General features: G+C 47.1%; 18 protein-coding genes. 10 read left to right on the top strand and 8 right to left on the bottom strand.

The genetic code is table 11. The features are described 5' to 3' along the window. Nucleotides 1-35 precede the first annotated feature (35 nt). Complete coding sequence (locus AK963_RS01330) at nt 36-1,139, top strand: extracellular solute-binding protein (RefSeq protein WP_066013431.1); 1,104 nt, start codon at nt 36-38, stop codon at nt 1,137-1,139. Between the two features lie 61 nt (nt 1,140-1,200). On the opposite strand, the gene AK963_RS01325 is transcribed toward AK963_RS01330, so the two are convergent. The 4 genes from AK963_RS01325 to can form a co-directional block, all read right to left on the bottom strand. Beyond that, entirely contained in the window at nt 1,201-1,734 is a 534-nt protein-coding gene (locus AK963_RS01325; RefSeq protein ID WP_066013430.1) for a cytochrome b, read from the bottom strand. A 111-nt stretch (nt 1,735-1,845) separates the two neighbouring features. Next, on the bottom strand, nt 1,846-2,322 hold the full coding sequence (locus AK963_RS01320; protein WP_066013428.1) for a hypothetical protein: 477 nt from the start codon (nt 2,320-2,322) through the stop codon (nt 1,846-1,848). Between the two features lie 13 nt (nt 2,323-2,335). Next, a complete protein-coding gene (locus AK963_RS01315; protein ID WP_066013426.1) occupies nt 2,336-2,761 on the bottom strand; it encodes a hypothetical protein in 426 nt (141 codons plus the stop codon). A 118-nt stretch (nt 2,762-2,879) separates the two neighbouring features. Then, nucleotides 2,880-3,536: a carbonate dehydratase gene (gene can / locus AK963_RS01310; RefSeq protein WP_066013492.1), complete on the bottom strand. Its 657-nt coding sequence runs from the start codon at nt 3,534-3,536 to the stop codon at nt 2,880-2,882. 410 nt (nt 3,537-3,946) lie between these two features. Here can and AK963_RS01300 point away from each other — a divergent pair, with 410 nt between their 5' ends. From AK963_RS01300 to AK963_RS01290, 3 genes are all read left to right on the top strand, one after another. Beyond that, nucleotides 3,947-5,368 (top strand): CmpA/NrtA family ABC transporter substrate-binding protein, encoded by a 1,422-nt coding sequence (locus AK963_RS01300; RefSeq protein WP_066013422.1) that lies wholly within the window; start codon nt 3,947-3,949, stop codon nt 5,366-5,368. 42 nt (nt 5,369-5,410) lie between these two features. Further along, a complete protein-coding gene (locus tag AK963_RS01295) occupies nt 5,411-6,439 on the top strand; it encodes an ABC transporter permease (RefSeq protein WP_066013420.1) in 1,029 nt (342 codons plus the stop codon). A 66-nt stretch (nt 6,440-6,505) separates the two neighbouring features. After that, nucleotides 6,506-7,354, top strand: a complete 849-nt coding sequence (locus AK963_RS01290) for an ABC transporter ATP-binding protein (RefSeq protein ID WP_066013417.1) — start codon at nt 6,506-6,508, stop codon at nt 7,352-7,354. A gap of 200 nt (nt 7,355-7,554) precedes the next feature. Here AK963_RS01290 and AK963_RS01285 read toward each other — a convergent pair whose 3' ends face one another. The 3 genes from AK963_RS01285 to AK963_RS01270 form a co-directional block, all read right to left on the bottom strand. Continuing rightward, nucleotides 7,555-9,186 carry a hypothetical protein gene (locus AK963_RS01285; protein ID WP_139117192.1) on the bottom strand — a complete coding sequence of 544 codons (1,632 nt, stop codon included), beginning with the start codon at nt 9,184-9,186 and terminating at the stop codon, nt 7,555-7,557. A 152-nt stretch (nt 9,187-9,338) separates the two neighbouring features. Beyond that, nucleotides 9,339-10,166: an orotidine-5'-phosphate decarboxylase gene (gene pyrF, locus AK963_RS01275; RefSeq protein WP_066013412.1), complete on the bottom strand. Its 828-nt coding sequence runs from the start codon at nt 10,164-10,166 to the stop codon at nt 9,339-9,341. A 143-nt stretch (nt 10,167-10,309) separates the two neighbouring features. Further along, nucleotides 10,310-10,909, bottom strand: a complete 600-nt coding sequence (locus AK963_RS01270; protein WP_066013411.1) for a glutathione S-transferase family protein — start codon at nt 10,907-10,909, stop codon at nt 10,310-10,312. Between the two features lie 229 nt (nt 10,910-11,138). Between AK963_RS01270 and AK963_RS01265 the strand changes: the two genes are divergently transcribed. The 3 genes from AK963_RS01265 to AK963_RS01250 all read left to right on the top strand — a co-directional run bounded on the left by AK963_RS01265 (nt 11,139) and on the right by AK963_RS01250 (nt 13,757). Further along, complete coding sequence (locus AK963_RS01265; protein ID WP_202969698.1) at nt 11,139-11,408, top strand: hypothetical protein; 270 nt, start codon at nt 11,139-11,141, stop codon at nt 11,406-11,408. A gap of 169 nt (nt 11,409-11,577) precedes the next feature. Next, nucleotides 11,578-12,468, top strand: coding sequence for a DMT family transporter (locus tag AK963_RS01260; RefSeq protein WP_066013409.1), 891 nt, complete (start codon nt 11,578-11,580; stop codon nt 12,466-12,468). Nucleotides 12,469-13,295: 827 nt separating this feature from the next. Continuing rightward, the gene (locus tag AK963_RS01250) at nt 13,296-13,757 is read left to right on the top strand and encodes a nucleoside deaminase (protein WP_066013405.1); all 462 of its coding nucleotides are present in this window, start codon (nt 13,296-13,298) and stop codon (nt 13,755-13,757) included. A gap of 9 nt (nt 13,758-13,766) precedes the next feature. Here the strand turns inward: AK963_RS01250 and AK963_RS01245 are convergent, their stop codons facing one another. Continuing rightward, entirely contained in the window at nt 13,767-14,633 is an 867-nt protein-coding gene (locus AK963_RS01245) for an SDR family oxidoreductase (RefSeq protein WP_066013403.1), read from the bottom strand. Between the two features lie 288 nt (nt 14,634-14,921). On the opposite strand from AK963_RS01245, the gene AK963_RS01240 reads away from it, so the two are divergent. The 3 genes from AK963_RS01240 to AK963_RS01230 form a co-directional block, all read left to right on the top strand. Further along, entirely contained in the window at nt 14,922-16,691 is a 1,770-nt protein-coding gene (locus tag AK963_RS01240) for a type I secretion system permease/ATPase (protein WP_083232381.1), read from the top strand. Between the two features lies 1 nt (nt 16,692). After that, nucleotides 16,693-18,018, top strand: a complete 1,326-nt coding sequence (locus tag AK963_RS01235) for an HlyD family type I secretion periplasmic adaptor subunit (RefSeq protein ID WP_066013400.1) — start codon at nt 16,693-16,695, stop codon at nt 18,016-18,018. Between the two features lie 70 nt (nt 18,019-18,088). After that, nucleotides 18,089-19,448: retention module-containing protein (locus AK963_RS01230; protein WP_175404406.1), on the top strand; the 1,360-nt coding region annotated here is incomplete at its 3' end.

Genomic DNA, 19,448 nt, shown 5'->3' with positions numbered 1-19,448 from the left:
ACTGTATCACTCTTAACTTTCAACAGGAGTAATGATTGTTGAAAGCATTGATTTCCGGGTTGTTGTCTGTAGCGGTTTCCATCTCTGTAATCTCCACTGGCCATGCAGAAGAGAAGCCACAACTGAATGTTTACAACTGGTCTCACTATATTGCCGAAAATACGGTATCTGACTTTGAGAAATCTACCGGTATAAACGTTACCTATAGTTTGTACGACAGCAATGAAATGCTGGAAGGCAAGCTGCTGGCGGGACGTTCAGGTTTCGATGTGGTGGTTCCATCCAGTTATTTTGTACCGAATCAGATTAAAGCAGGGGTTTACGAGGAGCTGGATAAAAGTCGTATTCCTAACTGGCAGAATCTGGACCCCATTCTGATGGAAAAACTGGAAGCCTTCGATCCGGGTAACCGTTATACCATTCCCTACATGTGGGGGACTTCGGGTATCGGCTATAACGTTGAGAAAGTGAAAGCGGTGCTGGGTGACGATGCCCCTCTGGATAGCTGGGACCTGATTCTTAATCCTGAGAATGCAGAAAAGCTGTCCTCTTGTGGCATTGCCATTCTTGATGATCCCATGGATGTTCTGGCTTCCATTATGGTTTATCAGGGCAAAGACCCAAACAGCAAGAACCCAAAAGATTGGCAGGCTGCCGGTGATCACCTGGCCAAAATTGTTCCTCATATTCGCTATTTCAGTTCTTCCCAGTTTGTGGATGGTCTGGCCAGTGGTGAAATCTGTGCTGCGATTGCTTACTCCGGCGGTACTCTGCAGGCCTCCGAGCTGGGTAAAAAAGACGGGATTAATATTCGTTATTACATTCCAAAAGAAGGTGCGACCGTATGGTACGACGTTCTTGCCATGCCAAAAGACGCCATGAACAAGGAGAGTGCTTACCAGTTCCTGAATTATATTCTGGAGCCCCAGGTAACTGCTGACATCAGTAACTATGTGGCTTATGCCAATGCCAACCGCAAGGCGACCCCTTTGGTGGATGACGTGATGCGCAATAATGATGGCATCTATCCATCAGAGGCACGGCTGAACTCTCTGTTTGTGGTGAAGTCTCCGAACAAGAAAATTGTCCGTACGGTAACCCGAGCCTGGAACAGGGCGAAAACTGCAAATAAAAGCTGAGATACGTAGTCAATAAAAAGGCCCTCAATTGAGGGCCTTTTTTAAATCTGTATGAAATGAATCAGAGCATTCGACGAAGTACATCATGCTCGGGCTTATCGAAGTAACGATGCTTAATCGCTGCCAGAGTGTGCAGTACCACAATACCTAGCAGAATATAGGGGATAGTATGGTGAACTTCATGAAAAAAAGATGCTAGATCCTGGTTCTTTTCCAGAAAGCTGGGCATGACCAGGTTAAACAGAGGCACATCACGACCGCCCGCATCAGACATCAGGTATCCGCTTACTGGTACGAGGAACATAAAGAGGTAGAGGAGCCAGTGCACCAGTGTTCCCAGTTTTCTCTGATAAGCAGGCATGCTGTCAGGTAGTTTCGGAACCTTGCTGGCCCAGCGAATCACCAGACGGGCAAACAACAGGAAAATCACCAGAACACCGAAGGACTTGTGCCAGTGGTAAATATCGTATTTATAACTGACGCTATCTTCCAGGCCGACCATATACCAGCCAGCACCAATAATTCCAAGGATGAGAAGACCGACAGTCCAGTGCATCAGGCGCATGAGTATGGGGTATTTATCAGAGTTGCTCATCTATTTGCCCTGTTTTTTTTTAGGTAATAAGATATCGTAATTTATTATAGTGTTTTTGTGCTACAGCTATTCATATTGAGGTTGTATCAAAGCGTATCAGTTGTCTAATCATTAGTCATTTGTACCAATACCAAGATCTTCCGGGCGGCCAAGCCAGAATGCACCGACTTCCTTCAGCTGATAGCTGGCCACTTTGTTTTTCACAAACGGCATGTCTGCCAGAATCGCTTTTGCCGTTTCAGGAGATGTTGCTCGAACAAAAAATGCGACAGTCCCGACTCTCTGACCTTCCTGGTCGGTTGGCTTGGGATCAATATAAACGTTTTCAATTTTACCCGCTTTCCAGAGCTTGAGCAGGCTGCCCGCCTGATCTGAAAGCAGTTTGTCAAACTTCTTTCGGTTGGTGATGGACTTGGTGTCCCATGTCACCAGGTAAAAATTATTAAAGCTGGCGGCTTTGGGCGCTTTCTCAGAAAGATCTTCAGCATGGCTTGTCTGGACATAAAACAGGAGAGTCGCCAGTAAAGGAACCAGTGCATAACAGAACTTTCTGATGGAAAAGGGGACTCGGCAAATCAAAAGAGTCATGGTTAGATCCTCTCTATAGTTTGGATAGTGCACATCGCTGACGTCTGGCCATGTTCAACTCCTGCTGCAGTTCTGCTTCCGTCGCTTCAGTAAACAGCATTTCCTGACCTTCTGTATCGACTAGCCTGAGCTTTTTTGATTTCCTGGTCAGAGTGAACACGTTGCTGTGGTCTACCTGATTCTTCAGCTCCCATGAGTGTTCTTTTCGGCGCACATTACCTTCCACCTTGTAGAGTTGGCAGTTACTGTCAAACACCAGAAGAGAGAAGGCTTTCGGGCGATTAAGTTTGAGCCCACCATAGGGCTTTTCAGGGTCTTTATTTTCAAGCACCCAGAATCCATCTGGCTGTTCTGTCTGGTTAGCTAAAGCAGTCGCAACCGCCCCAGAAATCAGAAAACCGGAAAGGAGCAGGGATGCTCTACAGCAGGTGATCAGCATAAAAGCACACTTCCACTTAATTTAAATGGAAGGAAAGTATAGACGGGGGAAATGAAGACGTTAGTTCTAGTAGCCTGTCAGATTAACCTATCAGACAGGCTATCCTGGGGGGATAATGTTAACCGGACTTATGAGCAATTTTATCAAGGGCAGCCGGGTACTGCTCATCGATGTCTTCATTTGAGCCGACGCTCAGACCAAGATCCCTTACTAGACCATCCTTCAAACCATAAACCCAGCTGTTTACGGTCAGTTTCTGGCCACGATCCCAGGCGTCCTGAACGATGGTTGTCTGGCAGACATTCAGTACCTGCTCCAGAACGTTAAGTTCACACATTCTCTGGAACTGCTCATCATCACTGCCAGCATTCTCAAGCAGCTCTGTGTGCTTCTTTTTAACGTCCTGAACGTGTCTCAGCCAGTTATCGATCAATCCCAGCTTTGAGTTGTTCATGGCTTCGCGCACGCCGCCGCAACCGTAATGCCCCGTCACAATGATGTGCTCCACCTTCAGGTAGTCAACAGCGTATTGAAGCACTGACAGGCAGTTCAGGTCGGTATGGACCACCACATTGGCAACGTTTCGGTGTACAAAAAGTTCGCCCGGAAGGAGGCCAACGATTTCGTTGGCAGGTACCCGGCTATCTGCACATCCGATCCAGAGGTACTTGGGAGCCTGCTGTTCAGAGAGTTTTTCAAAAAAACCGGGCTTTTCTTCACGAATGGACTTGGACCACTGGTTATTGTTTTCGAGGAGGTTTTCCAAACTAGACATAGTTTCCAGATCCATATTCCTGTTCCATAACTGGGGAACGTTATAGCAACTCCGCTTCGGCAAGACCAGCACTCTAATGTAAGAGGTTTGTAACCGGGAAATGAGTCAGATGATGACTTGGTAACGTCCCAGATTGGTGCAAACCCTGCGACCTGTCTGATGTAGCTGCACCCTTGTTGCTATCTCTGATTGCTTTTTACTCTCTGAAAACAGGTAAGGTATTTGTCAGTCAGAATAAGCTAATGCTTTTAAATTCAGTTGGTTATCAGATTTTCTGTTATCTGGCACGTTTTCTGCTGACTCCCTGGCAGTACATCTCTGTGCGTTGGCTGATACCGGAAAAGAGTGATGCCTGATTACGGTTACTCCAGCTCAACGTAGAGAGGCCGGTTATACGGGGGAGGGGAATAATGACGTGGTTTAAGCCTTTTAAGAAGGCATCGGTTCAGCAGGTTTTCAGGTTAAGCAAGGTTGCTGCCATCAGTGCGGTCATGGGGTTGAGTGCTGTTACCGGGCAAGCCATTACCAAGGCAGATTTTGAACTTGGCTATCCGGAAAAAGAAGAGCTGACCATTGGTTTTATCAAGCTGACAGATATGGCACCCATTGCCATTGCTTATGAGAAGGGCTTTTTCGAAGATGAAGGGCTCTACGTCACGATTGAAGCGCAGGCAAACTGGAAAGTGCTGCTTGATGGCGTGATTGACGGGCGTCTTGATGGTGCCCATATGCTGGCTGGACAGCCTCTGGCTGCCACCATGGGCTTTGGCACCAAGGCTAATATCATTACGCCATTCTCCATGGATCTGAATGGTAACGGGATTACGGTTTCCAATGAAATCTGGGATCAGATGAAGCCCAATATTCCCAAGATGGCCGATGGCCGACCTCAGCACCCGATTAAAGCGGATGCCCTGAAACCGGTGGTTGAAAAATACCAGTCTGAAGGGAAGCCGTTTAATATGGGTATGGTTTTTCCAGTCTCTACCCACAATTATGAACTTCGCTACTGGCTGGCAGCCGGAGGTATTCACCCTGGATTTTATGCACCACATAAAGGGGATACGTCTGGGCAGATAGATGCCGATGCTCTTTTATCCGTCACTCCACCACCACAGATGCCATCCACAATGGAAGCTGGCACCATCTATGGTTACTGTGTGGGCGAACCCTGGAACCAGCAGGCGGTCTTCAAGAACATTGGTGTGCCTGTGGTGACCGATTATGAGATCTGGAAAAACAATCCTGAAAAGGTGTTTGGGATTACCGAGGAGTTCTATAAAAAGTACCCCAACACCACGATACGTTTGACACGAGCCTTGATTCGCGCAGCCCAATGGCTGGATGCCAATGATAATGCCAATCGACCTGAGGCGGTCAAAATCCTTTCGCAATCCAACTATGTTGGCGCTGACTATGAAGTCATTGCAAATAGCATGACAGGTACCTTTGAGTATGAGAAAGGCGACAAACGACCTGTAGAAGACTTCAATGTTTTCTTTCGCTACAACGCTACCTACCCATATTACTCGGATGCAATCTGGTATCTCACACAGATGCGTCGCTGGGGACAGATTGCAGAAGACAAGAGCGATGAGTGGTACAAGGAACTGGCAGCCAAGGTGTACCGTCCAGACATCTATGAAAAAGCGGCGCTGTCTCTCGTGGATGAAGCGCTGGCTAAACTGCAGGATTTTCCAGACTTTGAATCAGAAGATGGTTTCCGTGACCCACAGACCCACTTTATCGACAAACTGGTCTACAACGGCAAAAAGCCAAACGACTACATCAACCAGTTCACCATCGGTCTGAAGCAGGGTGACAGGATTTGATCCTGTTGCCTTTCTTAAAGAGAAAGTGAAGGAGAGTGGATTATGACGGATGCCACGGTTGTCAGTCAGTCAGTGCATGGCGAACAGAACAAGCCATCGCCACTGTCTTTTCTTTCCAGGCTAAGCGAAAAATTCGCGGTGAATCCCGGAAAGGTGTTTAGCACGGTACTGATGCCCATCATTGGTATCGTTGTCTTTCTGCTGATATGGTCTGGAGCTGCCCAGAATATTGATACCTCGCTGGGTAAATTTCCCGGACCAGTGGTTGTGTGGGAGCAGTTTGGTTCTCTTTATCAGGAGCATGTAACCGAGCGGGAAAAGGCAGAAGCATTCTATGAGCGGCAGGAGAAACGTAATGCTGCCCGCGTTGCCAAAGATCCTGACTACGTTCCGAAAATACGCGCCTATACCGGCAAGGAAACCTTTCTCGATCAGATCGCTACCAGCCTGATAACCGTGATGAGTGGGTTTCTGCTGGCGGCTCTAATTGCGATACCTCTTGGTATTGCCATTGGTCTTAATAAAACACTGAATGCAGCGGTGAATCCGATCATTCAGATATTCAAACCGGTTTCTCCCCTGGCTTGGCTGCCGCTGGTGACCATGGTTGTCAGTGCTCTATATATCAGCCCTGATCCACTGGTAGCCAAGTCTTTTTTAAATTCGATGATCACCGTCATGCTTTGCTGTCTGTGGCCAATGGTGATTAATACCTCGGTCGGTGTGTCTTCACTGGATAGTGATTTGGTAAACGTTAGTCGTGTATTGCGCCTGCCAGCACTGAAACACATTCAGAAAATTGTTCTACCTGCATCTGTACCCATGATCTTTACCGGTATGCGACTCTCTCTGGGGGTGGCCTGGATGGTGCTGATTGCTGCAGAAATGCTGGCTCAGAACCCGGGGCTGGGTAAGTTCGTCTGGGATGAGTTTCAGAATGGCAGTTCTAACTCTCTGGCGCGCATTATGGTTGCCGTAATCGTGATTGGTGTGATTGGTTTTGGCCTTGATCGAACCATGCTGCAGATTCAACGGTTTGTCTCCTGGGATAAATCAAAGGTCAGTCATTAGGCTCTGGTTTGAGCCACTGAGCCTGCAACCTTATGTCAACAGAGTCTAATAAAGGGAACCCAATTCATGAGTACACTGCTGGATATCAGTCATATCGATATGATCTTTGATACACCGAAAGGCCCTTTTACCGCCCTCAAAGGGGTTGACCTGAAAATAGCCAAAGGGGAGTTTGTCTCTCTGATTGGTCACTCCGGGTGTGGTAAGTCAACGGTGTTGAATATCGTGGCAGGGCTTCTGCAGGCCAGCAGTGGTGGTGTGATTTTAAACGGTCGGGAGGTTTCCGAGCCTGGTCCTGATCGAGCGGTGGTGTTTCAGAATCATTCACTGCTTCCCTGGCTGACGGCATATCAGAATGTTGAGCTGGCGGTGAAGCAGGTATTTGGCCGTTCAAAAACCAAGGCAGAGGTCAAAGACTGGATTGAGCATAACCTTCAGCTGGTGCATATGGATCACGCCATGCATAAGCGCCCGGATGAAATCAGTGGTGGGATGAAGCAGCGGGTAGGTATTGCCCGGGCACTGGCCATGCAGCCGGAGATTCTGTTAATGGATGAACCGTTTGGTGCTCTGGACGCTCTCACCCGGGCTCATATGCAGGACTCTCTGATGGAAATCCAGCAGGAACTGAATAACACCGTGATCATGATCACCCATGATGTGGACGAAGCTGTTCTGCTGTCAGACCGTATCGTGATGATGAGCAATGGCCCAGCCGCCACGGTAGGGGAGATTCTTGAGATCAACCTGGAAAGACCCCGTGACCGCTTGGAGCTGGCACAGGATCCGGAATATACACGACTGCGCTCAGAAGTCTTGAAGTTCCTTTATGAGAAGCAAAGGAAGGTTGAACCCATTGCTAAATCTAAGGCTAAGAAAAAGCTGAAGGAAAGCAGACAGCATGAAGCTGCTTAAGGAGTGTGTGACTAATTGCACCTTTTTCTGTGACTTTCATTGAGATTATTTACACGAGGAAAAATAGACTCATTCTCAGTTTTATATATGGCTGTTTTGGTGACGGCGCTCCCTCAATAGAGAGGAAAGCGCTACGAGTCTTTTAATGTGATACTTCGTCAGAAAATAGCTACTCAGTAATCCTTGATAAATTAGTTGTCTCAACGATCGGCAAGTACTTTATTAAGGTTTCTTATATCAGCCATAACCTCTTGATGAAGCATGTGTATTTGATCTTTTTGCTCATCAGAAAGCTGCTTATCGCTTTGGCTTGTTGTCATAAAAGGATGAGGAGAGGGGGGCGCCATTTTTGGTTTTTCCTGAAGGGATTGAAGTTCCTGTCGAGGGTTTCGTTTTTCTGCGGAATCAGCTGACGCTTCAGCTTGTAATCTATCTCTAAGACCCGGCTTATAGCGAGGAGGCGGTGGAGGCGGAGTAGTCTTCTTTTCTTCTTCTAAAGGCTGAGCTTGCGAGGCGGCGCTTAGTTGCTCTGTATCACTTAGCTGGGGCTGCTGCGCATGATGTTTTTGTATATGTGGTAGGGCTGAAGTTTTAAGGTCGGAATTATTCTTATTTACCGATGTGGCCAGTATTTTTTTTGGCTGGCTTGCTATTGGCTCGCTTGATGTTCGTTGACCGTGGCTAGATTTTATAAGTGACTCGTCGGGTTTCTTGGGCACCGGAGGGGCTTTCCTCTCTTTTCCTTCAACATTGCCTGTTTCTCTTAAATCACTGTCTTTTGCAAAGGCATGTGAAATCCCTGCTTTTGGTTCAGCTGTTAGAGAGGGTTTATGTTGAGGTAATTTTCCGGCAGATCCCATTTTCAGGGGGGTAGTTTTAAGATCTGTGTGATTTGATGACCACCTTCTTTCAGCTACAGATGATGATTCTGAACCCTGATAAGGTTTCTGATGTGTAGAGTGTTGGCGTGACGCTACAGGCTCATTGAGTATCGCTTTACTTCGATCAGGCTTCTTTGGCGGTGGTGGGGCTTTCTTCTCTTTTCCTTCAACATTGCCTGTTTCTATTAAATCACTGTCTTTTGCAAAGGCATGTAAAATCCCTGCTTTTGGTTCAGGCATTTCAGCCATTAAAATGGGTTTTGGTTGAGATAAATTTCCAGCGGATCTCAGCCCCAACTGGTTAGGTTTAAATTCTGGGCGATTGGTTAACTTTTTCTCAGCTGTCGATAATACATCCGTACCCTGATAAAGCCCCTGGTTTCTAGAGTGTTGGCGTATCGCAGCCGGCTCATTAAATACCTGTTGACCCTGGTCATGCTTAATAAGTGACTCTTGGGGTTTTTTGGGTACTGGAGGTGGGACTTTCGACTTTTTTTCTCCTGTATCAATTTGTACTCTATTTTCTGTCGCATGGACATCGGTGCCCCTAACTTTTGGCCCAACCATTTGAGTTGGTTCCTGGGGTGATTTTATTGCTGAATTCTGTCTTGGTGGTTTAGGCGGTACTTTTGGGTAATCAGTACGCTGTTGTATCGTTGTTGATTGAGGTTTGAAGTGTTGATCTGATGCTGGTTGCGGACCCTTATCATGTTTTCGACTGGTAGATGGTAGTATATTGCCTGAATGCTCTGTTCTTCTGGTGGTAACAGTAAGTGCCTGATGTTCGCTATATGTGGAAGAAGGTGAGCCAGACTTTGTACCCGTAGTAATGGATACATCCATATTTAGCATTCTTCCTGTATCTTTGTTAGGGCTGCTTTGAGAAAGGGGGCGCAAGGTATTTGCAGAAGTTGCTCTATCAAAGGATTGTAATGGGCCACTATTTTCCATGGAAAAACCTTTTCTACTCTCGAATTTGGTGTATCAAGACGTTTCCATACAATAGACATCAATGCGTTATATTCTGTTCAAATTGTATAAACTATTTATCAACAGAGTTTTTAGCTATGGATGACAGAGTCATTCATAGCTATATGAGATACTTATCGGAACTGGTTTACCTGATCCCGCAATTCAATCGCAGCATTTCTTGCCGCCTCGGCAAAATCATCCCCGCCACTGGCATAAATAATGCCGCGAGATGAGTTCACGATAATTCCCTTACCTTTGCTGTTCAGGCCATTTTTTACGGTAGCTTCAACATCACCACCTTGGGCCCCAAGACCTGGTACCAGAAACGTCATGTCCCCGGTAATTTCCCGAATACGCTTCAGCTCTTCAGGGTTTGTTGCACCGACAACCAGCAGAATGTTGTTGTTCCCATTCCACTGCTCCCGACACATTATGGCAATGACTTCATACAGCATGGCAGACTCACCATTGGCCTGCTGGACGGAAAGGTTTTGAATAGCCGCAGCACCGGGGTTTGAAGTTCGGCACAGAACCACAGTTCCCTTATCTGCATAGCTTGAGAATGGCTCAATGGTATCAACACCCATATAAGGGTTTACGGTAACGGCGTCGGCCTGATAGCGCTCAAAGGCTTCAATGGCATACTGACTGGCAGTACTGCCAATATCACCTCGCTTGGAGTCGAGAATAACCGGGATATCAGGATATTGAGTACGAATGTAATCAATCGTCATGGCCAGCTGATCTTCCGCACCGCAGGCATGGTAATAGGCAGCCTGAGGCTTATAAGAGCAGACAAGGTCAGCTGTTGCATCAATAATGGCTTTATTGAATTCAAAGATAGGCTTTTCCATCGCCTGAATCGATGCAGGAAAGCGCTCGGGTGAAGGATCAAGGCCTACGCACAAGAGAGAGTTGTTTTTCTCCATGGCAGCCTGAACCCGATCAAGAAACCCCATTTTAAACCTCAGCGTTATCTAAAAAGTGCTGAGCGGGGAGTCTAGCAGCATCCGTTATCTTTTACATGCTTTGGCAGGGCCTGAGTGGTTCTCAGAAAGTGTCTGCCCTGAGTTTCCATACAAAGCAGACACTTATATAGCAGCTAGCCCATCTTCACATGTTTTGGATGTTCCCTGACCCGTTTGAGCCAGGCCATGATATAAGGAAAGTCGGTCAGACCATATCCGCCTTCTGGAGCAACGTGTGTATAGCCATACAGGCTGATATCGGCAATGGTCATCCGGTCACCAACCAGCCAGTCGTGATGCTCCAGATGAGTTTCCATGACCTGTAGCGCCTTATAACCACTGGCTTTCTTTGCCTGAAGTGCGGCCTCATGTTTCTTGGGTCTGCCCAGGTATTTCACGATAAATCTGGCTGTTGCGATATAAGGCTCGTGGCTGTACTGCTCAAAAAACTGCCACTGCAGAACTTTTGCCCTGAGGAAAGGGTCTGAAGGCAGGTAGTCTGTGCCGTCGGCCAGGTAGTTCAGGATGGCGTTGGATTCCCACAGGTAACTCCCATCAGGCAATTCCATGACAGGAATCTTTCCATTGGGGTTCATGGCCAGGAATTCATCAGTATGCGTTCCACCCCCCAGGATATTGATGTGCTCCCACTCACAGGCAATATCCAGATGACTCATCAGTAGCTTGATCTTGTAGCAGTTGCCGGACTGGGCATCTCCGTAAACTTTGTACACAGGCTTCCTCCTGTTTGCCAAAATTTAATCCGACATTCGTACTCTTTATTTAAAGACGACGCAAGTTCAATTTGCAGGTTGGTGGTGACAGCGGGGAAGCATTTGGGGTATTTGGTGGTTTCATAAAGACTGTGTGATAAGCGACACTGCTCAGTCCTTTATAAAGAGTGGGCTTTTAAAACCTGCCGCCTATAAAATGCAGAATTTTTGAGAATATAAGGTGTTTGGAATGATTGATAATGATGACTTGATGGGTGGTGAGGCAGTCATCGAAATAGTTGAAAACCAGCTGGCAGAAAATAACCCGCCCAGGGTAAAGGAGACCTTGATGAGACTGATGCTGGAAGGTATTGATCGGGAAGAAGCCATTCAATATATCGCCTGTGCCCTGTGCGTTGAACTGGTGGATGTGGTTAACCATCAGGCAGCATTCAATGAACAGCGGTATAACACCAACCTGGATGCTTTGCCGGAAATGCCCTGGGCTGAAGATTTTTAAAAAACACTTTCATTTTTAAATATCAGCTATTTTGTCTCTTCCTGATTCAAATTAATGAGCCGTATTGGTTAATCCAGCATAAAAAACAGGGTTGTTGCCTGAGAGTTTGGGGCTATTTTGCAATATACGGCTCTTGCTTTGCTTTTTTTGAAAAGAACGGTGAGACAAAATGCAGAATATCCTGCTGTTCAGCCTGTGCTCATTTGTGTGGGGCTCTACGTGGTATGCCATTACCTTTCAGTTGGGTGATGTTGATCCACTATGGTCTATCAGTTACCGATTTCTCCTGGCTGGCCTTATTTTAATGGTGGTCTGCTTCCTGCAGCGGGCACCTGTCCAATTCACTCCGCGGCAACATCTCAGAATATTTCTGCAGGGTATTTGCTTCTGCGGTATGTCCTACTGGCTGGTGTATCTCAGTGAGCTCTATATCAACAGTGCACAGTCTGCGCTGGTGTGTACCAGCATGCTCTATCTCAACGTCATCATTGGTCACTTCTGGCTGGGGAACCCGGTCCGTTTGCCTGTAGTCATTGGTGGAATGCTTGGTTCTCTGGGAATCGTGATGGTCTTCCTGCCTGAGTTAGCGAGTAGTCTGACTACTGATCTGATGAAGGGTATTATGATGGCGTTTGTTGGCTGTATCTTTTTTTCAATTGGCAGTTTGATATGTGAAATCAATAAAAAAAGTGGGCTTCCTCTATTGCCTGTAGTGATGACGGCGATGATGTACAGTTCAATATTTACTGCAGCCTTTGCTCTTTCCCTGGGAAAACTGCCTTCGTTCCAATGGAGTAAACCTTATGTGTTTTCTTTGCTGTACCTTGCTTTATTCGGATCGATTCTGGCAATGACATCCTATGTTGCCCTGATTGGCAGAATTGGTGCTGATCGCACAGCGTATGTAGATGTTATTTATCCAATCATCGCTTTATTTATTGCTACCATGTTTGAAGGCTATCAGTGGACGACATTGAGCTTGCTGGGGGTTCTGGTTGTCCTTGCTGGTAACTATATCGCGCTTGGAGTGAATGCTGATAAAGCGCACATCGCTAACTAAACTGCACTTCAGTTGGGAAGAGGCAGTTTCTGTTGATCTGCTTAGGCCTTGCGTGCGGTGAGTTATATAGATGGGAAGCAAAGTTTAGCTAGTGGAACTGAAAGTCCATGGGGATTAAGTCAGTATCCGTTATTTTTACTGCAGTAAATGACGCAACTTCACCAGCAGGAGACTTTCCTGCACTGTGAGACAAAACCCTCAGAACTGAGCCTGTGATGATCAGTGCCTGATTTTGTGCTCCATGCATCGAGGATTCAAGTTGAGCCGAATAATTATACTTCCATGGTTCCTGGTCAACTATACCATCGCCTGTCAGCATAAAGGTGTGCTTTCCATCAGCCTGTAAACTTTCTTGGCCGGATAGTTCAAGTTGCCAGCCTTAGTCTCCTATACAACCAGTCACAACAGCGTCGTCAATGGAAAGAATCAAATACCCTTTGTCAAATTGAAGTTGGTTAAAGTCAGTATCAAGGTTCTGGTTATTTTTGAATGATTGGTAGGTCCATACACCACTCAAAGATAAATCTGAATCCTGAGGTGATGCTGTTACTGATAGGCTAAAACTCAGGAGTATTGATGAGAGTAGATATGAAGTTTTATGAACTCTTCTGTTGAAGATTTTTTGAAGCATCGAAATAAATTTCCAGATAAAAACGCAAGTCAAAGGAATAAAAAGTCATAACATTATGTGTCCCATGTGACTGATGACTAAAGAACATTTTGTGTATTGCAAAGGCGTTAATATGCGATAAAAAATTAACATGCAGTATCGTGTGCAGGAACTAAACTAACGTCTTATTAGTTGCTATTATACTTGGTCGTGTTTCATGAATGAGTATTCATCTTTGCTCCTAAGAAGTATTGAGTTAGCGAGGCAGGAGGCTAACCAGGGGCAACTGCCATTTTCAGCGCTGCTTGCAAGAGAAGGGCAGGTGTTGATCGAAGCAGGAAACACTTCGAAGGCTGATGCTGATGTGACTCGACATGCGGTTATGAATCTGATCACTAAAGCGTATCAGCAGTTCTCCTTGAGTGAGCTGAAGCAATGCACTCTTTTTGCCAGTTCTGAACCTTGTGCGATGTGTTCTGGGGCTATTTACTGGGCGGGTATATCAAGAGTTGTGTTTGCCTGCAGTGGAAAAGTCCTTCAACAGGTTACTGGAGAATCCATTAGTGTAAGTTGCCGTGATATTTTTAATCACTGCCATCCCACAATTGAATCTATTGGTCCACTTGAAGAAGAGCTGGCTTCAGAATTGATAATGGAATTCTGGCCACACCCTTCATGACATAATTCATTAATTATAAAACTTAGACAGTCGGTTATCAGTCCAGCTCCATAATGTTTTCGCCTGAACGCTATCCTTGGCCTGCTTCCCCAATTTCCTGACTTTAGAGCTTGCATAATAAAAACCATTCTGGCCATCAGCTTTTGGCTCAAAGGCTACGTGTAAAGTCGTTGCTGCGCCTTGTTCCGGTGTCTTGAAGAATGGCCGTAGCATTGGAAATAAAAAGCGACTTAGGATTGTGTTGTCACCAGAGCCAAGGTTGGTGTTCACAGCGCCTGGGTGAACAGCATAAGTGTTTACCGGATGGTATGAAAGCTGTTCAGCAAGCTCAAGATTGAACAACATGAGTGCAAGTTTTGAGTGGCCATATGCCGGGAAAGTTTTAAATCCCTTCTCGGCATTGATATTTTCAAAATCAATACGCCTGGCCATCTTGTAGCCTTCTGAAGTGACATTAACAATCCGGCTGCTGTTGTCTTGATTACCAGAGCTTTTCAATACAGGGAGGAGTTGAGTTGTTAGTAGAAATACACTCAGGTAGTTAACGGCAAACATCGCTTCATAGCCATCTTGAGTAATTTCGTGAGTCGTATTAATAATACCTGCGTTATTGATAAGCAGGTGAAGCGGTTTGCCCGAATCTATATAACACTGGCTTGCCTTGCTAACGTCTTCCAGGGAAGTCAGGTCTGCAAGGATGATATCGATGTCATGATTACCCGTTTCTGCAACAATTCGCTGTTTCAGGGCTTCGCCTTTTGCTGGATTACGGCAGATCAGAGTGGTGTGATAACCACGCTTTGCAACTCCGATAGCCGTTGGGATGCCGATGCCACTGGTGGCACCGGTTATGATTGCATATTTCTTATCTTCCATTTTGTATCCATTCGTTTTTATTATTTTTTCCGCTACAGAAAAACTCTTTTGATCTCAGTAGGCTGAGTCACTTTGGTACGGTACGGTTTATGAAAGTTTAGGTAGTAATAATACCTATAAAGTGGTAAAAGTGTGCGGGAATTCACATTTTTTTGTATGAGTTGGTCAGGGCTCCTTTTGTTCACTGATGATGCCAAAGCCAGTTTTTCGTACGACGGATAATTTACAACATCTTGAGCCGTAGATTCCCAATCTTCAGATGTAAACACTTTTCAACTAACTACAAGAATCAAAGTGCATACACCCGATAAAGAAACCACTTATAACAATAAGCAGGCTTCTGTTTACCCATGGTTCTGGCATGCCTTGTCACCCTATTGGCGTGTCTACAGGGATGTGCTGCTGGCCAGTTTGCTGGTCAATCTTTTTGCACTGGTATCGCCTCTGTTTGTCATGAATGTATACGACAGAGTGGTTCCTAACCAGGCATTTGAAACGCTGTGGATGCTGGCAACCGGAGTTGTCCTCGCTTTCTTTTTTGAGGCTGTTATCCGGCTTATCCGGTCCCGCTATATTGATCTGGCTGGACGGCAGGTTGACCTGACACTTTCTTCCCGTCTGATGGATCGCCTGTTAGGGCTGAAGTTATCCAGTCGGCCTGGCAGTGCTGGTAATCTTATGAACCAGCTTGCGGAGTTTGACAGCGTTCGTTCTTTTATTACCTCAACAACGGTTATGGCCTTTATCGACCTGCCATTTGTTGTTCTGTTTCTTGGGCTGGTGGTCTGGTTGGGAGGCTGGCTGGTAATAATCCCGGTTTTCTGTATTGGTGTTGCCTTAACCGTAGCCTGGCTGCTGAACAGGCCTCTTCAGTCAGTTATTGCTAAACAGCAGGGGGCTTCAGCTAAACGGCAGAACTTTTTGATGGAGCTGCTGCTCGGGCTGATTTCTGTGAAGAGCTGCAATGTTGAAAAGCAGAGTCAGAAACAGTGGAGCCAGATGAACAGGGAGGTTGCAGACGCCTCGCTAAAAATACGCCATCTGCAGACCATCACCAGTCAGGTCACCACACTGATGCTCCAGCTAAATACCGTTGCATTGGTCATCTCCGGTGTTTATCTCATTAGTACCGGCGATCTTTCCATGGGCGGGTTAATTGCCATCATGATGATTTCCGGTCGCTGTGCTGCTCCGGTTTCACAGGTCATTGGCTTATTAAACCAGTATGAAAAAACAGTGCAGGCACTGGACCATGCCGGGCAGATTATGAACCTTCCCCAGGAATACCCGCAGGAACGGAAACTGTTGAGGCCTGATGAGTTTTCCGGACATTTTTATATCAACAATATGTCGTTTGCCTATCCGAATGCTCCCGACCTGCTAAGTGATATTAATCTGCAGATTCCGGCTGGAACCAAGCTGGCCATACTTGGGCGAATGGGATCTGGAAAAAGCACTCTTCTGCAACTGCTGATGGGGCTCTGGGAGCCCAGTAAAGGGCTGATTGGTATTGATGGTATGGATCTTCGTCAGATTGATCCGAACTGGTTTCGCAGTCATGTGGGTTATGTCGGGCAACGTACAGAGCTGTTTAATGCCTCATTGCGAGACAACATCACCATGCATCGTGAGGGTATCAGTGACAGCGATATTTTGAGAGCACTGGAGCAGTCCGGATTGCAGGACATTATCCAGGCAGGCAGTGCCGGACTTGATTTTATGGTCGGTGAGGGTGGGCGTCACCTGTCCGGAGGGCAAGCGCAGGCAGTTGGCCTGGCTCGGGCACTCGTGACGAACCCCGCAGCCATTATCATGGATGAACCTTCCAGTGCCATGGATTCACAGGCTGAGTCGCGTTTCCGTCAACTGCTTCTTGAACTGAAAGAGACCACGGTAGTTCTGGTAACTCACAAAATGAACCTGCTGGATACTATGGATCATATTGTGGTTCTCGACCAGGGAAAAATCAGTGTCAGTGGCAGTACCAATGACGTGCTGCGAGGATCGAACAAGGCTCAACCTTCAGCAGAGAAAAACGCAGAGGAGGCTGTAGTTTGAAATGAGCGACCTCTCCAATAATGAAGGCCCTGCCTGGCATGCTGCCAGTGAAGCGGAAATCAATAAAATCACCAGGGGAAGCCGTCCGCTGATCATTGCAGCTGCCCTGTGTATCCTGACTTTTATTCTCTGGGCAGGCTGGTGTGAGCTGGATGAAATTACCCGGGGAGAAGGAAAGGTGATTCCGTCAAGCCAGGTTCAGAATGTTCAGAACATGGAGGGTGGCATTGTTGATGACATCCTGGTTTCCGAAGGTGAACTGGTAGAACAGGGGCAGGTTCTGATGGTAATGGACGACACCCGGTTTACCTCTACCCGTCAGGGGCAGCTGGCCAATCGTAATGCGTTGATGGCCAGGAAAGCTCGACTAATGGCAGAGGTGGAAGGTGGTGAGCCGGTCATGCCAGATTCTCTCACTTCACAGGTGCCAGTACTTGCAGACCGGGAGATAGAACTCTTTCACAATCGGCAACTTGAACTGAACAGCAGCGTCGGTGTTTATCAGCAACAGCTGGCTCAGCAGAAAAAGCAGGTACTTGAGACAAAGGCACAACGGGAGATGCTGACGCGCCGCTTTGCTTTATTGGATGAAGAGCTCCAGCTTGCCCGTGATCTGGCTGCAGAAGGTGCGGTGTCGCGTGTAGAGGTACTCCGACTTGAGCGGCAGGTGAGTGATACCCAGGGTGAAAAGCTGATTGCTGAGAAAAACCTTGAGCGGATTGCCGCACAACAGGAAGAGACACAGCAACGTATTAATGAGACTCGACTGAACTTCGTCAATAAAGCGCGGGTAGAGCTTAATGAAACGCTGGCTCAATTACATGAACTAACCGCAAAAGAAACGGCTGTCAGTGACCAGGTTGAACGTACCCGGGTCAGGGCTCCAATGAAAGGTGTTGTAAAGCAGATTCTGGTTAACACCGAAGGTGGCGTTGTTCAGCCGGGTATGGTGATGATGGAACTTATTCCTGTAGACGACACTCTTGAGGTAGAAGCCAGGATCCGACCACAGGATATTGCATTCCTTCACCCTGGGCAGAAAGCCACCGTTCGATTTACAGCCTATGACTTTACCATTCATGGCGGGCTTGATGGTGAGCTGACTCATATCAGTGCGGACACCATCATGGATGAGCAGGGTGAAAGCTTTTACCTGGCGAGAATCAAAACTGACAAGAGCCATCTGGGCGGTGAAGGTGATAACAGCCGTCCCGTAATTGTGGGCATGGTTGCCTCCGTAGATATTTTAACCGGTAAGAAAACACTCCTTGAGTATCTGTTAAAGCCGGTGCTGAGAGCCAAGCAGCTGGCATTCAGCGAGCGATAAAAATTTTGAATTGAAAATAAAAACTGACGCAGGGCCGGAGTTGCCCGGGAAAAATAAAAAGGAGCTATTCGTGGACGCTATTCAAGAAGGTACTGCCAGCAAATCTGCAGGGTCTATTCACTTTACCACAGGAAAGGTCGAGGCCATCAGCTCTGACGGAACTCGCCGTGTACTTCAGGCTGGTGATGTCATCTACCCAAATGAGACTGTCTTAACCGGAGCTGACGGAGTTATCCATATCGATCTGGTTGATGGTCAGGTGCTTGAACTCGGTAATAACGACGAGTTCAGTTTTGCTTCGTTCTATCAGGATTTCATGCCTGAAGATGCAGAAGTAGAAATAGAAGCGGAACAGGTTGAAGTCCTGCCTGTCCCGGATAATTTGCCTCCACCTGCAGCAGGCCAGCCTGATGGTCAGGGTAATTCTGGGTTTGGCAGTCAGACTATTCTCGATCTCAGTGGTATTCAGGTAGATCCTGAAGCAGGTTTTGATACATCCGGGCTTCTAACGGGTATTGAGGACAGTACAAGTTTTGTTGCGGACGAGTTGCTTGGTATTGATGAGAATGATCAATCTATCATTTTGGTTGATCAGGCTAAAGGGGATTCTGATCAAGGATCCATAACTGAAGACCAAGATACTAATAAGGACATTGAAGGTATCCAGCTGCAGCAATCTGGAACCTTGACGGTCATAGATCCAGATATCTTTGATCGTCCAGCATTTGATCCTGCAAAGACGGTTTATCTATCAGATTCTTCAACCAACTCAACTGCTTTGGGGCAGCTAATTATCACTGCGGATGGGCAGTGGAATTATGAAGTTGCTAATGGTGTTGTCCAATATCTGGATGACGGTGAGAAAGTCACGGAAGTTTTCCAGGTTGAAACTACCGATGGGACAACTAAGCAAATTACCATCACCATCAACGGGGCGGAAGACCCGTCGAACATCCTGGTGGACGGCAGTAACGGGGACAGTGACGCGGGGGCGGTGACGGAAGACAAGGCCGAAGACCTGAATGACAGTGGACAGCTGGTCACCGGTGGCACCCTGACCGTGACGGACGCCGATGGCGATGGTGCGTTCAGCCCGACCGTGACCCTGAGCAGCGTGACCGATGAAACCGGGCAGACCACCAACGACGGATCACAGACCGGGCTGGGCAGCCTGGTGATCAACGCGCAGGGCGGCTGGGAATTCAAGGTTGATAATGCGGCAGTGCAGTACCTGGATGCCGGGGAGAAAATCACCCAGGTGTACACGGTGTCGACGGCGGACGGCAACGACACGGAAACCATCACCATCACCATCAACGGGGCGGAAGACCCGTCGAACATCCTGGTGGACGGCAGTAACGGGGACAGTGACGCGGGGGCGGTGACGGAAGACAAGGCCGAAGACCTGAATGACAGTGGACAGCTGGTCA

This window comes from Endozoicomonas atrinae, from assembly GCF_001647025.1.
GTDB lineage: Bacteria > Pseudomonadota > Gammaproteobacteria > Pseudomonadales > Endozoicomonadaceae > Endozoicomonas > Endozoicomonas atrinae.
The sequence above is the reverse complement of the archived record's forward strand: the minus strand, read 5'-3'. Positions and strand labels throughout refer to the sequence as shown.

Excerpts from the sequence above, each read along its gene's own strand:
- AK963_RS01285 (WP_139117192.1), bottom strand. The coding sequence starts at position 9,186 with ATGGAAAATAGTGGCCCATTACAATCCTTTGATAGAGCAACTTCTGCA.
- AK963_RS01295 (WP_066013420.1), top strand. The coding sequence starts at position 5,411 with ATGACGGATGCCACGGTTGTCAGTCAGTCAGTGCATGGCGAACAGAAC.
- AK963_RS01235 (WP_066013400.1), top strand. The coding sequence starts at position 16,693 with ATGAGCGACCTCTCCAATAATGAAGGCCCTGCCTGGCATGCTGCCAGT.
- AK963_RS01290 (WP_066013417.1), top strand. The coding sequence starts at position 6,506 with ATGAGTACACTGCTGGATATCAGTCATATCGATATGATCTTTGATACA.
- AK963_RS01325 (WP_066013430.1), bottom strand. The coding sequence starts at position 1,734 with ATGAGCAACTCTGATAAATACCCCATACTCATGCGCCTGATGCACTGG.
- AK963_RS01315 (WP_066013426.1), bottom strand. The coding sequence starts at position 2,761 with ATGCTGATCACCTGCTGTAGAGCATCCCTGCTCCTTTCCGGTTTTCTG.
- AK963_RS01245 (WP_066013403.1), bottom strand. The coding sequence starts at position 14,633 with ATGGAAGATAAGAAATATGCAATCATAACCGGTGCCACCAGTGGCATC.
- AK963_RS01265 (WP_202969698.1), top strand. The coding sequence starts at position 11,139 with ATGATTGATAATGATGACTTGATGGGTGGTGAGGCAGTCATCGAAATA.
- AK963_RS01320 (WP_066013428.1), bottom strand. The coding sequence starts at position 2,322 with ATGACTCTTTTGATTTGCCGAGTCCCCTTTTCCATCAGAAAGTTCTGT.
- AK963_RS01260 (WP_066013409.1), top strand. The coding sequence starts at position 11,578 with ATGCAGAATATCCTGCTGTTCAGCCTGTGCTCATTTGTGTGGGGCTCT.
- AK963_RS01250 (WP_066013405.1), top strand. The coding sequence starts at position 13,296 with ATGAATGAGTATTCATCTTTGCTCCTAAGAAGTATTGAGTTAGCGAGG.
- AK963_RS01300 (WP_066013422.1), top strand. The coding sequence starts at position 3,947 with ATGACGTGGTTTAAGCCTTTTAAGAAGGCATCGGTTCAGCAGGTTTTC.
- pyrF (WP_066013412.1), bottom strand. The coding sequence starts at position 10,166 with ATGGGGTTTCTTGATCGGGTTCAGGCTGCCATGGAGAAAAACAACTCT.
- can (WP_066013492.1), bottom strand. The coding sequence starts at position 3,536 with ATGTCTAGTTTGGAAAACCTCCTCGAAAACAATAACCAGTGGTCCAAG.